The sequence below is a fragment of the Rhodococcus sp. NPDC077669 genome, from assembly GCF_040686915.1.
Classification (GTDB): domain Bacteria; phylum Actinomycetota; class Actinomycetes; order Mycobacteriales; family Mycobacteriaceae; genus Rhodococcoides; species Rhodococcoides fascians.
This window is the reverse complement of record NZ_JBFBMD010000003.1, coordinates 18,414-30,862: the sequence shown is the minus strand read 5'-3', so window position 1 is coordinate 30,862 and position 12,449 is coordinate 18,414. Positions and strand designations below refer to the sequence as shown.

Here is a 12,449-nt window from a genome sequence, read left to right as displayed (position 1 = left end):
ACCGTTCACCGACGTGTCAATCGAGTGGGACGTTTCGAGACCCGGCTTCACCCAGGTCGGTGGTGGTGCTGTTCACCATCTTTTCGAGTTCGCAGCCCGGCCGATACCGTCGATGACGACTCACACCGATCGTGTACTTCGCTTCGGTTCAGAGAACATCACAGAGTGAAGGTTCCAAGCGTAGGCATGCTCTGCAAGGATGGACTGGTGAGGGGACGAACGTGAGCGCATGTCGTTCGTCGGTAGCTGTCCGGCCGAATCCCGGGGGGCCCAGATGGACTCCATAGCTGCGTTCTGGTGCCACGCAGATGACGGCGAGCCTGCTTTGATGCGGTCGGAGATGAATGAGTTGCTTTCGGCGACAAGGCTTTCCCGAGCACGGGCCCTGTTCGAACGTGCGTCGCTCGAGGATTTTCTGGGCGAAGAATCGGCTGCGATTCCGTTGTACGAGGCGGCGCTGTCGAGTGGGCTCGATTCCGTGCACGAGAGCAAGGCCAGAATTCAGCTCGCCAGTTCGCTGCGTAATGTCGGGCGACTCGAGGACGCGTCGCGTGTGTTGGAAGACTTCGAGTTTTCCGACGAATTCTCCTCTGCGCGAGATGCATTCATTGCCCTGATCCTGTGGGATCTGGGCGATGGTGCTGGCGCGCTGAAGGCGGCACTGCAGGCAGCGAAGCCTGCGCTCGGCACATACCGTCGCGCAATCGGAACTTATGCCGACGACCTCCCTACCGACAGGCCGAGGAACAGCGGCACCGACGACCGTGTTGCCCACCATGATCGTGCCAGTTCGTTCGACGACCCCGAGGTGAAGCCATGACCAGCGGAGCATTCGATCCACACGACCTCCTCGAGCGCAGCCGACTCGGCGTACTCGCCACGATAAAAGCGAGCGGCCTGCCGCAACTGTCGCCGGTGACGCCGTTCTACGATCGCACCGAGCGAACAATCAAGATTTCGGTCACCGAAGGACGAGCGAAAACGGCCAACCTACGCCGAGACCCGCGCGCTGCACTCGAAGTGACCAGCGCCGACGGCAAGGCCTGGGCAACAGCAGAAGGATCCGTCACCCTCACCGGACCGGGCGCGAACCCGAACAGCCCCGAAATCGATGCGCTGGTCGACTACTACCGCGCCGCCGCCGGAGAGCACCCCGACTGGACCGAATACCGCGCCGCAATGGCCGCGGATCGCCGAGTGTTGGTGACCATCGCCGTCGACCACGTCTATGGCGAAAGCCTCACCTGATCGCCTAGGCAGTCCACTCGATGTGCCATTGACCCCCGAAAAGGCCACTGAATGTGCCATTGAGTGCACTGGGGTCGGTGCATATCTGCCTCCGTCATGTGAGTTGGTAGACGTCCAGTTCGACGGAATTCGGTAAACGTTCACCCGTGGCCACGAAGAGTGTCCCGTTCATCCAGCTGAGGGAGTCGGCGGACGTCGACAGTCGGGGAAAGGTGCGGAAGTAGATTCGGTCGGCGGGAACCTGCTCGCCGCGAGTCAGTGCGTCGATGTCCTGTTCGCTGCCGGTGCGCATCCCGACGTGGTGGACCGAGATTCGTTCGCCTGCGTCGGTCTCGAGTGCATATCGGGCGTCGAGTTCGGTGACAGTGGCCGATCTGAGGACCTGGTGGTCGGCGCCGCCGGCCAGGACGCGTCCTCGTATCACCGGCCCGTCGACGGTGCCACCGAGGATCGGCACGAGGCGTCGATGTCCGTCGCTGACCTGGCCGAGATCGATGGGCTCCCCGACCGTGACGGACAGGTGCGCGACGAACGTCAGATCGGGGCGCACGTCAGTTCGTTCGGTCCGCGAAGCCGTCGGGAAGATCGCCCGGTGCGACGGACACGATGGTCTCGTCGTCGGCTCCGACGTTCTCGAAGAGCGTGATCGTGGCGAACTCGGGGACGACATAGATGGGGTAGGTCGGTCCGGCGTCGCGGTACGCACGCATTTCGTCGAGGTGATCGTTCTGGTAGAGGACCGTTTTGGTTCCGTCCAACTCGATCCACTGCGGGAAGAAGATGGTTCCGTGCAGACGACGCTTGCCTGGGATGACGTTGACGACGACCGAGGTTCCGGTGGGCTCGTTCCACGAGATCTTGTAGACGTCGTCGTCGAGCTGGACGAGATCGACTTCCTGGTCCTTGACCCAGCGTCCGCCGACCATGCCGGTGTGAATTCGGTAGTCGATCGTGGTCGCGTTCTTGACATACATCTCGTACTGCCAGCTGTTGGCGTACGTGTAGATGAAGCGATGCCCGACGATGCCGCTCAGATCTTGACTGGGGATGGGGTTCTCGACTGTGGTCATGGTCTTCATTTTGTCACAAAACTATGTTTGCGGCAAAACTATCTGTGCGATCATCGACGCATGGACTCCACCGCAACCGAACTGGGCCGACAGCTGGGGCCCCTGCGGCGATCACTGCTCCGGGCGACGCGGGATGTCGCGCAGTTGCCCGACATCGCCGACTCGCACATCGAGGTGATGCGAGCCCTTGCAGCAGAACCGTCCATGAGTCCGGGACGCCTTGCCACTCGCCTCAACCTGGCCCGATCCACCGTGAGCAACCTGATCAGAGCGATGGTCGACGCCGGCCTGGTGGAAAGATCGATTACCACCGGTGACCTTCGAGGGGCGACACTCACCGCATCGCCGAAAGCTGTGAAGCTCCTCGCCGAATACGACGCGGCGAGCTCCCGAGTACTCGCGGACGCACTGGACGAACTGAGTCGACACAACCGCGAAGCCATCGCCGCAGCTCTGCCGGCCTTGGCGGAAATCACGAGCATCCTCTCCCGCCGCAGCTCCTGATTCTCGGCGGCGCGCCCGCAGCCACGCAGTCCACTCGATGTGCCATTGACCCGCGAAAAGGCCACCGAATGTCACATTGAGTACCGGGATGTCGTGCTAGTGCTCCCTGTTTCGATCAGCGACGCGTGTTGATGTCGAGGACAAGCCGAGGAGTGCGCATCTGACCGACTGTCGGCCACCAGCGGTGTGCGGGATACGACAGTCGAACCACGAAGTAGTTGACGAATTCGACAACGGCGAACAGCCACACGACGAGCAGTGCGACGCCAATTCCGGCGCTCGACGGGAACCATACGACGACACCGATGAGCCCAGCCGCCAACAATTGAACGTTTGCGACTCGACATACGCGATAGAACGCGCGAATGACCGGTGGCATCGGGTTGAGTTCGACCCAGGATCGCGCCATCAACCAGTAGATTCCCGCCTGCACGAGGACGGCAAGCAACGGGGTGAGAGCAGACCACATGGCGAGAGACTCCTCTCGACCGTCGAGCCGTGGTTCTGCCATGGTGAGCGCAATCGAAGCAAACACCGCTGCGGCGGACAGCTCACCCAGGCCGAGCGACAGATACCGTCGCCGCAACTCGTTCCGGCGACTACTGGACATCACGCCAGATTAGTCATGAGTTGGCACCGACACCCGCCCCCACAGTCCACTGGATGTGCCATTGACCCCCGAAAAGGCCACCAAGTGTCACATTGAGTGACCAGGGCGGGCGGGAAGTCATTGGTTGCGGGCAACCGGGATCCAGAGTTCTCCGGCTCCCGATGACCAGTCGGGCGTGTTCTCGGTGACGGTCAGGATTTCCGGTCCGGGGGTGATGTGGAAGGGGTGGGAGGGGAACCACTCGCTGAATGCGTCGGCCCAGAGTTGTTGTAGTGCTGGGGCGAGTGCGGTGTCGCTGCGTGTTTCGAAGACCGCCCATGTCGATGCGGGGACGCTGAGGGAGTCCAGGTCGGCCGGTATGGGGGCTGTGGTGGCGACGGCGAAGTAGTAGTCGAAGAGACTGCCGTCGGTTCGGTCGGCCTCGAAGCCATCGCTGACGAAGAGGATGTGGGGGAGTTCGGGCAGGTCGGCGTGTCGGCCGAGTTGTTCGCCGAATCCGGTGGGCAAGGTCTGGTGGAACTGGGTCATGGCGGTGTTCTCGCCGTGGAATGTGAGGGGGATTCGCGTCGATTTGCCGATGATGTGAAATGCGGGCAGTTCGGTGATGCGGTAGTCCATGGTGCTCTTTCCTTCGATGGTCAGGTGAAATGCCAGTGGTGGTCTGGAGCGGAGGGTGGTCCCTGGCTTGCGGGCGTGGGATGGTGTGACCCCGTGCATGTCTCGGAATGCGCGAGTGAATGCGTCGCCGCTGTAGCCGTATTTGGTCGCGACGTCGAGCACCCCGATGCCGGCGAGAATGTCTGCGGCTGCCAACGACATTCGCCGCTGTCGGATGTACGCCGACAGTGGGATTCCGGCCAGCGCGGAGAACACGCGTCGAAAGTGATAGTCGGACGTGAGGGTGATGCGAGCGAGCTGTGCCGGGTCGATGTCGTGGTCGAGGTTGTCCTCGATGTAATCGAGTGCTGCATTCCATCGTTCGAGCATGTGCCGGTGGCCTTTCCTTCGTTCTGGTGACAACGATAGGGAGGCGCAGGCACGGCTGGCTCGACTTTTCGAGCCCGGCTGGGTCGGGTTCAGATGGTGCGCAGATGCCGTCCGCGTCGCCGAGCACGGAGGCGACCGAGTTCGGCCAACGCGGCATGCGATTGTGCGTCGGCCGGGCGATAGACGATCAATCGAAGATCCGGGTCGCCGAGTGGAGTGAGGACGTCGAACGTCACGGTCACCGGGCCGACGAGCGGGTGCTGCATCGGCTTGTCTCCCCGGCTTCGTATCGATACTTCACGTGATTGCCAGTATCGCGAGAATTCGGCACTGCCGTGTTGGAGTTCGTCGATCAGCAGGGCGAGGTGAGTGTCGTGCGAGTGGTCGACCCACGCGGCACGCAAATCGGCGACGGCACCGCGGACGACGTCGTCGCGTGACTCGTAGAAGCCGTCGAATGATGTGTCCAAGAAGCACATTCGGAGGACATTACGACTCTCGGCGGGCCGCTCGTCTATGTCGAGCAGCAGGGCGGCCATGGTTTCGTTGATGGCCAGGATTTCGAGTCTGTAATCGAGGACCATGGCAGGCAGGGGCTCGACGTCGTGTACCAACTGGGCGATTCCGTCGGGAATCTTTCGGTCGGTGGGCCGTTCGGGTGCACGATGCCCCGCCAACGTGAACAGGTAGCCCGTCTGGTCGCCGGACAACTTCAAGGCCCTCGACAGTGACCCCACCACCTGGGCGGACGGTCGGATATCACGGGCCTGCTCGAGCCGCACGAGATAGTCGACGCTGACACCGGCGAGTGCGGCGACCTCCTCGCGCCTGAGTCCGGGGGTCCGGGAGGCCCCGATCCGCGGCGGCAGACCGACGTCGGACGGAACGAGCGCTTCACGTCGAGACCGCAGGAAGGCCGCCAGTTCTCGGCGGGCCATCTCCGGTGGCGTCGTGGTCATTCCACACAGCGTAGGTCAATTCGGACCAGTCAGCCTGGTATCGCGCGTCCCAGGATGACCATGACCTTCCCGCTTCTCGACCGGACCGGCACTGTGAGCCGGACGGATCGATCGAGAAGGAGACACACGATGACACGGATGGACGACTATCGACTCCTGGGACGCTCGGGACTGCGCGTGGCACCGTTGTCGTTGGGGGCCATGACATTCGGGGACGTCTGGGGGTGGGGAGCCGACAAGCAGGAGTCGAAACGCATCTTCGACGCTTATCTGGACCTCGGAGGCAACATGATCGATACCGCGAACATCTACACCGACGGTCAATCGGAGCGGTATCTGGGGGAATTTCTCGAAGGTTGTCGCGACTCGGTTGTCGTATCGACCAAATATGCGGCGACGCGCGATCCGGCGGACCCGAATTCGGGTGGCGGCGGGAGAAAGAGCCTGCGTGGTTCGGTCGATGCCAGTTTGCGGAACCTGGGCACCGACTACATCGATCTGATGTACCTGCACGCATGGGACGGTGTGACGCCGAGCGACGAGATCATGGCCGCCCTCGGTGATTTGGTGCAATCGGGAAAAGTTCTCTACCTCGGCATTTCGGATACCCCGGCCTGGGAGGTCGCGCGAATGCAGACCCTTGCGCAGCTACGCGGATGGCCACCGCTGTCCGCACTTCAGGTCGAGTACAGCCTGATCGAGCGCACTACCGAACGCGAGTTGTTACCGATGGCAGCAGATCTGGGTCTCGGTGTGGTTCCGTGGTCACCCCTCGGCGGGGGTGTGTTGACGGGTAAGTACACCGCTGCCGACCTCGAAGGGGCGAGCTCGAATTCACCGACGGGCAGTCGGCGCGATCACGTGAGGTCGAACCGAACACTGACCGAACGTGGTTTGCGCACAGCCCACGTCGTCGTCGAGGTGGCAGGAGAGATGGGTGCGACTCCGGCCCAGGTGGCGTTGGCATGGACGCTGCAACATCCCGCCGTCGTCAGTTCGCTGATCGGTGTGCGGACCGCAGAACAGTTGCAGCACAACATCGGTGCCCTCGATGTCGTTTTCGACGAGTCGCAGTTGGCTCGGCTGTATTCGGTCAGCGCGATCGACATGGGGTTTCCGCACGAATTCCTGGCGCGTCCGATGGTCCGCGGGGTCACGAGCGGGCGAACATCGGTGCGCCCACGTCCGCCGCGGCCCTGGTGATCGGTCCTGGTGAGCAGTCGGATCAGGACGACGGTGATCGACGATAGGTCAACGGATCACCGTCGTGCACGACTGTGAACCCTGCCTTCTCCAGCACTCTTTGCGACGCGGCATTGCCGCGTGCGACTGTCGCAACCATTGCGAGGTTGCCCACGGTCTCGCGGACCTCGCCCAGCATGTGCCCAGCACAGCCGCGTCCCCAGTGGTCCGGATGCACCCAGTAGCCCACCTCGACGTGATCGGCTCGACGGATGAGGCTCAGCAGTCCGACCGGTACCGCGTCTTCGACTCCGATCGACCACATGGGCAGGTCGGGTGTATCGAGGTCCGTCGTCGCCAGTGCTCGGCTGAATCGACGGTCGAAATAAGTTCTTGTCCAGGGCTTTCCGTCGCCCACCCACCGCATGACGGTGGCGTCCGAGGCCATCGAGTACAGGAATTCGGCATCCGTGGCGGCTGCCGGCCGTAGCCGGGTCGACGTCACAACCGCCGACCATCGATCGGTCGAGGGTCGGCCAACCGCAGTACGATGCACATGACCTGCAGACGATAGAGGCATCCGGATCCGACCGCCACCGAATACCCAAGGGAGCCCGATGAACCTGGCCGACTACGACGTCTTGAGCTTCGATTGCTATGGAACGTTGATCGATTGGGAGTCGGGGATCGGTGACGTGCTCGGCGCATGGGCTGCGGATACAGGGTCGCCGATGTCCAAGGACGAATTACTCGCCGCCTATGCGCCCAACGAAGCACAGGCGCAGCAGGATTCACCGTCGATGCTCTATCCCGACATCCTGGCCGACGCATTCGGACGAACAGGCGACGCGCTGGGTATACCGGTCACCCCGGACTGGTCAGGCAGACTCGCCGGCTCCGTTCCGGACTGGCCGGCCTTTCCCGACTCGGCGGACGCACTGGCATCACTCGCCGAGCACTACAAGCTGGTGATTCTGTCCAACGTGCACCGCGCGGGTTTTGCCGGTAGCAACCGTCGGCTCGGCGTTGAATTCGACGCCATCGTCACAGCCGAGGATGTGCACGCATACAAGCCGGCGGACAACCATTTCGATGCGCTCGACGCGATCCTCGACGACTTCGGTGTGCCCAAATCACGTCTGCTGCACGTGGCACAGAGCCTGTTCCACGATCACGTCCCGGCGCGGCGTCACGGCCTTGCTTCGGTGTGGATCGATCGCAGACACGATCGGCCAGGGTGGGGCGCAACACCGGAGCCGAACGGCGACTACGGCTTTGCGATGCAGTTCCCGAGCATGGCGGAGTTCGCCGACGCGGCCCGTGGGGCGCACGGCAATGCGTAGGTTGAGCACCCTGGTCGGGCTGTGCCTCGGATTGATCGGCTCGCTCGGATACTTGCTGTGGGAGATCAGGCCGCGACGGGTCAACTACGCGTTCGTCGTGGACAGTTCGAGTTACATCCGCTCGTTGGGAATCACCTACACAACGGCGTTCGTTGTCTTCGGCCTGCCCGTCCTCGGCGCTGTTCTCGGCCTCGTGGTCGGTGTTCTGTTCACGAGAAGGCGACCCTGACGTGGTCGGTTCCGGGTGACTGCCTTACCAGTGCCATGCGTCGCCGCCGACGTTCTCGATGGTTCGTTGCAGGACGCGGATAGTGGTCGCGAAATCGTCCTGACTGATTCCCTGCATGCGTTCGTCTTGCAGCATCCGTTGGATGTCCGCGGCGCGGGCGAACAGCCGCTCGCCCTCAGGCGTGAACTTCAGTCGTGCATGGGATTCGGTGATCAACCCCTTCTCGGTAGCGGAGTCGATTGCGTCGACGATCGCGCCAGGGGTGTCGTTGTGTCCGATCGTGTCGATCGTCCTCGCTCGATCGGCACCAGCGGGATGCAGTGAAATCTGATGCAGGAGCCACCATTCGGCCTGGGTGATGCCGATGTCGCGGAGCGCTCCGCGTGTTCGAGCGCGGACGGCCTCCCCGGCGCGGACGGTCCAGAAGCCGATGGGTTGCATCTCGGGTGGTTGCATGGGGCGCTGTGTCGTCATGCATCGAACGGTAGAACCTGAACAATGCTTCAGGTCAAGAGACCGACTGGCCGGTAGAGTCTCGCGCGTGGACAGACCATCCGGCAGAGGGCTCGTCGCAGTGCTCGGGGGCGTCGGCGCGGCCACAGGGGCTGCGGCCGCAGTGGTGTGGCACGTTGCGATCACCGAACCGCCGGACACTCCTGGGACGGCACATCTGCGACCGAGCTGGTTCCCTGTGTCGCTGTATCTCGTTGCCGCCGGAGTGGCTCTGGCCCTGGTGGTGGCGTGGTTTCTCGTCGATTCCGGAATGCGCGTCGTCAGAGACCGTCAGTACAGTTCCGCCCACCTGTTCACGTTGCTGATCGTCGTCGGTGCCGCGCTGGGAGCGGGCAGCGCCTTCGCGTGGACGCACTGGCCGCCGCAACGGTCGGAACAGACTGTCGTTCCTGCATCGGTGTGGTCCCGATCCATCGCGATTTACGGCGGCACCAACGAAATACCGCAGTCGCCGTTCGGGATCGCAACCGGAGGTCTGTCCGGCATAAGTATTCAGGACGACGAGGGTTACGTCGGAAATCTCTTCAGTTCTGATGCTGCTGTCGACGACGCGTCACCGTCGACCTTCACCCCGATCATCGGCAGTCCGTGGACCGTGTTTCCCATCGGTGGTGCTGTGCTGGCCGCGGTTGCGGCATGGACGTTGTCCCTGAGGGATTTTCGGTTGACTGCGGTGTCGCGATCGGACCCGGATGCGCTCTAGCGAGCCCTACTCGTCCGTGCGTAGTTCGTCGACCAACGTGAACAGCCTGCCCAGGTAGTCGCTGTGAAAGACCTCGGTGGCGCGGATCTTTGCGTTTCCGTCGAGTCCGAACTGAAGGTTGACGAGTTCGACTCCGATGGCGACGCGTCGAGCATCGAGGGTCTCGAGTTCGGCGGCGAGAGCATCGACCTTGGCCAGCGGAGACAGTTCGTCGGTCATATCGGAATCGTAGAGGTCAGCCGACGGCCGCGAGGAATTCGCTGTAGAACAATCCGAGCCCCAGCGCCGACGCGATGGCCGCGAACAGCCACAGTCGGATGATGACCGTTGTTTCCGCCCAGCCGCCCAGCTCGAAGTGATGGTGGATCGGTGCCATCCGGAACGGCCGCTTGCCGGTGGACTTGAAGGACGCGACCTGGATGACCACCGAGGCGCTCTCGGCGACGAAGAGGGCTCCGAAGACGACCGCGATCAGCTCGGTCTTGCTGACGACCGACAGGCCGGCGAGCAGACCACCGAGTGCCAGGGAGCCGGTGTCGCCCATGAAGATCTTGGCCGGTGCCGCGTTCCACCACAGGAATCCGATGCACGCTCCCGCGGCCGCCGCGCACACGACAGCGAGGTCGAGCGGATCACGCACCTGGTAGCACCCGGCCACCGAATTGGTGGCGCACGATTGCCGGTACTGCCAGAACGTCATCACGGTGTAGGCACCGAGGACGAGGGTCATCGAGCCCGCCGCCAAACCGTCGAGCCCGTCGGTGAGGTTGACGGCATTGGACCAGGCAACGACGAGAAACACACAGAACAGCACGAAGACGATCGGAGCCATCGTGAAGAACGTCGACTGACGCACCAGTGACAGTTCGACGTTGCCCGGCGTCAGCCCGTTGCCGTTGCGAAACTGCAGTGCCAGAACCGCGAAGATCACTGCGGCACTGATCTGCCCGACGTACTTTCCGGTGGCTTTGAGGCCGAGGCTTCGCTTCATCCGGAGCTTGATGTAGTCGTCGAGGAAACCGACGATGCCGAGGGCGGTCGCGAGACCGAGGATCAACAGCGCCGATGCCGACGGCCCGTCGCCTCCCATCGCCACGAGGTGGGAACCGAGGTAACCGGCCCACAGACCCACGATGATCGCGACGCCGCCCATCGTCGGCGTTCCTCGCTTGGCTTGGTGGCTCGCCGGGCCTTCGACGCGTATCTCCTGGCCGAAGCCCTGTCGGGTGAACAGCGCGATGAGAAATGGCGTCAACAGAATCGAGACCGCCAATGCGATTCCACCGGCGACGAGAATGTTGATCATGCGTTGAAGCCCACTCTTCCTCTGTGCTGCGGTTGCCCACCGGGTGCTACCGAGCACCGCGGGATACTGTGCCAAACGAATCGGCAAAAGTCGCATTGCGTGACGAAGGTGTTACTCACAGTTGATACGTACCGGGAGAGACACCGACCAGTTCGGTGAACTCGCGGGTGAAATGCGCCTGGTCGAACCAGCCGTATCGCGCGGCCAGTTCCGCCAGCGACCCGGTGTATCCGTTGTCGAGATCACTGAGGGCGTCGTGAATCCGATATCGGCCCAGAACCCACTTGGGCGTCGCACCGACATAACGCTCGAACAACCGCTGCAGCCGACGAGTCCCGATGCCACATCTGTCCTCCACCTGACCGACGCGTATCAGCGTCCGATCACCGAGCATCGTGCCGATGACATCCAAGACGATCTCGTACTCCGGCTCGACATCGTGGGTGTAGGGCGCGAGAACCGCGTCGACGACGGTTCGGCAGTGGTCGGCGTCGTGCTGTGCGTCCAGTTGCGTCAACGTGGCGACGGTCTCCGATCGAAAGGGGGTGGGCGGAGCTACTGGGACGTCGCGCAGAGTTCTGGCCACGGTTCCGGTGAAGCTCGCGTAGCCGCCGGGTCGGAATTTGACGCCGAACACCCACCCGGACTCGGCGAGTTCGACGTCGAACCGTCGGGTCAGCACTCCTGTGACGACCACCGGCTCGGTGACACCGGCGCGGGTCCAGCCGTGCTCGACGCTGAGCGTGCATGCCGGGTGGGGCAGGGTCGAGCTGCGATACGAGATGCCCGACGGCAGATCCCACCGAAGTTGCCAGTAGTTCTCGACCCACGGTTCCAACGACGCCGCACACGGCAGCCGGACCAGGTCGACATACTGCGCCAGCTGATCCGGCCGCAGGACACCGGCGTGGGTGGCTGTCGCATTTTTCCTATCCGGCACGGGCGTCAGTGTAGGAGTCTGGTCCGACACCTTCGAGAAACGATCGACGCTGTCGAGGAGAAACACCATGAACGATGCACCCGTGGCAACCCTGAAGATGGTCACGCTGGACTGCGGAGATCCCGAGGCCAGCGCGACGTTCTGGTCTGCGCTACTCGGCTGGACCGTCGTCCACGCGGAGAAGGATTACGCGATGCTGCAGGGGCCCTCCAGCGCGCTCGGATTCGGACGCGTGGAGAATTATCAGCGGCCGGAGTGGCCGAACACGAAGGGCAGCAAACAGTTTCACTTCGATCTCGCGGTCGACGATCTGGATGCGGCCGCGAAAGCCGCAGTGCAGTTGGGTGCAACTGTGCCCGACGAGCAACCGGGTGAGACCTGGCGTGTGCTGTTGGATACGGCCGGGCATCCGTTTTGCCTGACAAATGCCGCGAACTGGGGCTGACGTGGCTAGCCTTGTCCGGGTGAAACCACGTCTGGCAGGAATCGAAATCGTCGTCGCCGATATGGCAGTTGCATTGGCGTTCTACCGCGTTCTGGGACTGGACATTCCGGCCGACGCCGACGCCGAGCAACATGTGGAGGTCGACCTCGGTGGGGTTCGGTTGTTGTTCGACCTACCCTCGACGATCACCTCGTTCGATCCGACGTGGACCGCGCCCAGCGGAGGCCATCGCGTCGCGCTGGCATTCGATTGCGGCACGGCCGCCGGAGTGGACGCCGCGTGGGCGGCGGTGACCGACGCGGGATACACAGGGCACCTGCAGCCGTGGGATGCGTTCTGGGGGCAGCGTTATGCCGTCGTGCACGATCCCGACGGCACCACCGTCGATCTGTACGCGAACGTGTGACCGG

Annotated in this window: 19 protein-coding genes; 9 read left to right on the top strand and 10 right to left on the bottom strand. The window is 63.0% G+C overall.

Annotated features, from left to right (window positions below; all coding sequences use genetic code 11):
- Positions 1 to 229: 229 nt before the first annotated feature.
- Positions 230 to 820 (top strand): tetratricopeptide repeat protein, encoded by a 591-nt coding sequence (locus AB0P23_RS04595; protein WP_080733230.1) that lies wholly within the window; start codon positions 230 to 232, stop codon positions 818 to 820.
- Complete coding sequence (locus AB0P23_RS04590; RefSeq protein WP_206498826.1) at positions 817 to 1,248, top strand: PPOX class F420-dependent oxidoreductase; 432 nt, start codon at positions 817 to 819, stop codon at positions 1,246 to 1,248. Before AB0P23_RS04595 ends, AB0P23_RS04590 begins: the two co-directional genes overlap by 4 nt.
- A 94-nt stretch (positions 1,249 to 1,342) precedes the next feature.
- On the opposite strand, the gene AB0P23_RS04585 is transcribed toward AB0P23_RS04590, so the two are convergent.
- Both AB0P23_RS04585 and AB0P23_RS04580 read right to left on the bottom strand, forming a co-directional pair.
- Entirely contained in the window at positions 1,343 to 1,798 is a 456-nt protein-coding gene (locus AB0P23_RS04585) for a DUF3237 domain-containing protein (RefSeq protein ID WP_287453559.1), read from the bottom strand.
- Position 1,799: 1 nt separating this feature from the next.
- On the bottom strand, positions 1,800 to 2,318 hold the full coding sequence (locus tag AB0P23_RS04580; protein ID WP_197077467.1) for a phenolic acid decarboxylase: 519 nt from the start codon (positions 2,316 to 2,318) through the stop codon (positions 1,800 to 1,802).
- Positions 2,319 to 2,378: 60 nt separating this feature from the next.
- On the opposite strand from AB0P23_RS04580, the gene AB0P23_RS04575 reads away from it, so the two are divergent.
- Positions 2,379 to 2,822, top strand: coding sequence for a MarR family transcriptional regulator (locus tag AB0P23_RS04575; protein ID WP_032373377.1), 444 nt, complete (start codon positions 2,379 to 2,381; stop codon positions 2,820 to 2,822).
- Between the two features lie 115 nt (positions 2,823 to 2,937).
- Here the strand turns inward: AB0P23_RS04575 and AB0P23_RS04570 are convergent, their stop codons facing one another.
- The 3 genes from AB0P23_RS04570 to AB0P23_RS04560 form a co-directional block, all read right to left on the bottom strand.
- Positions 2,938 to 3,432 carry a hypothetical protein gene (locus AB0P23_RS04570; RefSeq protein WP_363796905.1) on the bottom strand — a complete coding sequence of 165 codons (495 nt, stop codon included), beginning with the start codon at positions 3,430 to 3,432 and terminating at the stop codon, positions 2,938 to 2,940.
- 117 nt (positions 3,433 to 3,549) lie between these two features.
- Complete coding sequence (locus AB0P23_RS04565) at positions 3,550 to 4,419, bottom strand: AraC family transcriptional regulator (protein WP_363796904.1); 870 nt, start codon at positions 4,417 to 4,419, stop codon at positions 3,550 to 3,552.
- 89 nt (positions 4,420 to 4,508) lie between these two features.
- On the bottom strand, positions 4,509 to 5,378 hold the full coding sequence (locus AB0P23_RS04560; protein WP_287454315.1) for a helix-turn-helix transcriptional regulator: 870 nt from the start codon (positions 5,376 to 5,378) through the stop codon (positions 4,509 to 4,511).
- Positions 5,379 to 5,507: 129 nt separating this feature from the next.
- Between AB0P23_RS04560 and AB0P23_RS04555 the strand changes: the two genes are divergently transcribed.
- Positions 5,508 to 6,581 carry an aldo/keto reductase gene (locus AB0P23_RS04555; protein WP_363796902.1) on the top strand — a complete coding sequence of 358 codons (1,074 nt, stop codon included), beginning with the start codon at positions 5,508 to 5,510 and terminating at the stop codon, positions 6,579 to 6,581.
- A gap of 22 nt (positions 6,582 to 6,603) precedes the next feature.
- Here AB0P23_RS04555 and AB0P23_RS04550 read toward each other — a convergent pair whose 3' ends face one another.
- Positions 6,604 to 7,065 carry a GNAT family N-acetyltransferase gene (locus AB0P23_RS04550; protein WP_027494945.1) on the bottom strand — a complete coding sequence of 154 codons (462 nt, stop codon included), beginning with the start codon at positions 7,063 to 7,065 and terminating at the stop codon, positions 6,604 to 6,606.
- A gap of 112 nt (positions 7,066 to 7,177) precedes the next feature.
- Between AB0P23_RS04550 and AB0P23_RS04545 the strand changes: the two genes are divergently transcribed.
- Positions 7,178 to 7,903 (top strand): haloacid dehalogenase type II, encoded by a 726-nt coding sequence (locus AB0P23_RS04545; protein WP_222097631.1) that lies wholly within the window; start codon positions 7,178 to 7,180, stop codon positions 7,901 to 7,903.
- A complete protein-coding gene (locus tag AB0P23_RS04540; RefSeq protein WP_143537108.1) occupies positions 7,896 to 8,132 on the top strand; it encodes a hypothetical protein in 237 nt (78 codons plus the stop codon). Before AB0P23_RS04545 ends, AB0P23_RS04540 begins: the two co-directional genes overlap by 8 nt.
- A 24-nt stretch (positions 8,133 to 8,156) precedes the next feature.
- Here AB0P23_RS04540 and AB0P23_RS04535 read toward each other — a convergent pair whose 3' ends face one another.
- A complete protein-coding gene (locus AB0P23_RS04535; protein ID WP_032400917.1) occupies positions 8,157 to 8,606 on the bottom strand; it encodes a MarR family winged helix-turn-helix transcriptional regulator in 450 nt (149 codons plus the stop codon).
- Between the two features lie 67 nt (positions 8,607 to 8,673).
- Between AB0P23_RS04535 and AB0P23_RS04530 the strand changes: the two genes are divergently transcribed.
- On the top strand, positions 8,674 to 9,348 hold the full coding sequence (locus AB0P23_RS04530; RefSeq protein ID WP_094665920.1) for a hypothetical protein: 675 nt from the start codon (positions 8,674 to 8,676) through the stop codon (positions 9,346 to 9,348).
- A gap of 6 nt (positions 9,349 to 9,354) precedes the next feature.
- Here the strand turns inward: AB0P23_RS04530 and AB0P23_RS04525 are convergent, their stop codons facing one another.
- From AB0P23_RS04525 to AB0P23_RS04515, 3 genes are all read right to left on the bottom strand, one after another.
- Positions 9,355 to 9,567 (bottom strand): hypothetical protein, encoded by a 213-nt coding sequence (locus AB0P23_RS04525; protein ID WP_027494940.1) that lies wholly within the window; start codon positions 9,565 to 9,567, stop codon positions 9,355 to 9,357.
- 16 nt (positions 9,568 to 9,583) lie between these two features.
- Positions 9,584 to 10,654 carry a phospho-N-acetylmuramoyl-pentapeptide-transferase gene (gene mraY, locus AB0P23_RS04520; RefSeq protein ID WP_027494939.1) on the bottom strand — a complete coding sequence of 357 codons (1,071 nt, stop codon included), beginning with the start codon at positions 10,652 to 10,654 and terminating at the stop codon, positions 9,584 to 9,586.
- 115 nt (positions 10,655 to 10,769) lie between these two features.
- Positions 10,770 to 11,594, bottom strand: a complete 825-nt coding sequence (locus AB0P23_RS04515) for a helix-turn-helix transcriptional regulator (RefSeq protein WP_287454325.1) — start codon at positions 11,592 to 11,594, stop codon at positions 10,770 to 10,772.
- Positions 11,595 to 11,661: 67 nt separating this feature from the next.
- Between AB0P23_RS04515 and AB0P23_RS04510 the strand changes: the two genes are divergently transcribed.
- Both AB0P23_RS04510 and AB0P23_RS04505 read left to right on the top strand, forming a co-directional pair.
- Entirely contained in the window at positions 11,662 to 12,039 is a 378-nt protein-coding gene (locus tag AB0P23_RS04510; protein WP_032400919.1) for a VOC family protein, read from the top strand.
- Complete coding sequence (locus AB0P23_RS04505; RefSeq protein WP_052061611.1) at positions 12,020 to 12,445, top strand: VOC family protein; 426 nt, start codon at positions 12,020 to 12,022, stop codon at positions 12,443 to 12,445. Before AB0P23_RS04510 ends, AB0P23_RS04505 begins: the two co-directional genes overlap by 20 nt.
- Positions 12,446 to 12,449: the final 4 nt, after the last annotated feature.

Bases quoted from the DNA above. Each gene is read 5' to 3' on its own strand.
- AB0P23_RS04575 (WP_032373377.1), top strand. From the start codon at position 2,379: ATGGACTCCACCGCAACCGAACTGGGCCGACAGCTGGGGCCCCTGCGG.
- AB0P23_RS04545 (WP_222097631.1), top strand. From the start codon at position 7,178: ATGAACCTGGCCGACTACGACGTCTTGAGCTTCGATTGCTATGGAACG.
- AB0P23_RS04555 (WP_363796902.1), top strand. From the start codon at position 5,508: ATGACACGGATGGACGACTATCGACTCCTGGGACGCTCGGGACTGCGC.
- AB0P23_RS04595 (WP_080733230.1), top strand. From the start codon at position 230: ATGTCGTTCGTCGGTAGCTGTCCGGCCGAATCCCGGGGGGCCCAGATG.
- AB0P23_RS04510 (WP_032400919.1), top strand. From the start codon at position 11,662: ATGAACGATGCACCCGTGGCAACCCTGAAGATGGTCACGCTGGACTGC.
- AB0P23_RS04570 (WP_363796905.1), bottom strand. From the start codon at position 3,432: ATGTCCAGTAGTCGCCGGAACGAGTTGCGGCGACGGTATCTGTCGCTC.
- AB0P23_RS04560 (WP_287454315.1), bottom strand. From the start codon at position 5,378: ATGACCACGACGCCACCGGAGATGGCCCGCCGAGAACTGGCGGCCTTC.
- AB0P23_RS04565 (WP_363796904.1), bottom strand. From the start codon at position 4,419: ATGCTCGAACGATGGAATGCAGCACTCGATTACATCGAGGACAACCTC.
- AB0P23_RS04580 (WP_197077467.1), bottom strand. From the start codon at position 2,318: ATGACCACAGTCGAGAACCCCATCCCCAGTCAAGATCTGAGCGGCATC.
- AB0P23_RS04525 (WP_027494940.1), bottom strand. From the start codon at position 9,567: ATGACCGACGAACTGTCTCCGCTGGCCAAGGTCGATGCTCTCGCCGCC.
- AB0P23_RS04540 (WP_143537108.1), top strand. From the start codon at position 7,896: ATGCGTAGGTTGAGCACCCTGGTCGGGCTGTGCCTCGGATTGATCGGC.
- AB0P23_RS04505 (WP_052061611.1), top strand. From the start codon at position 12,020: ATGCCGCGAACTGGGGCTGACGTGGCTAGCCTTGTCCGGGTGAAACCA.
- AB0P23_RS04590 (WP_206498826.1), top strand. From the start codon at position 817: ATGACCAGCGGAGCATTCGATCCACACGACCTCCTCGAGCGCAGCCGA.
- AB0P23_RS04535 (WP_032400917.1), bottom strand. From the start codon at position 8,606: ATGACGACACAGCGCCCCATGCAACCACCCGAGATGCAACCCATCGGC.
- mraY (WP_027494939.1), bottom strand. From the start codon at position 10,654: ATGATCAACATTCTCGTCGCCGGTGGAATCGCATTGGCGGTCTCGATT.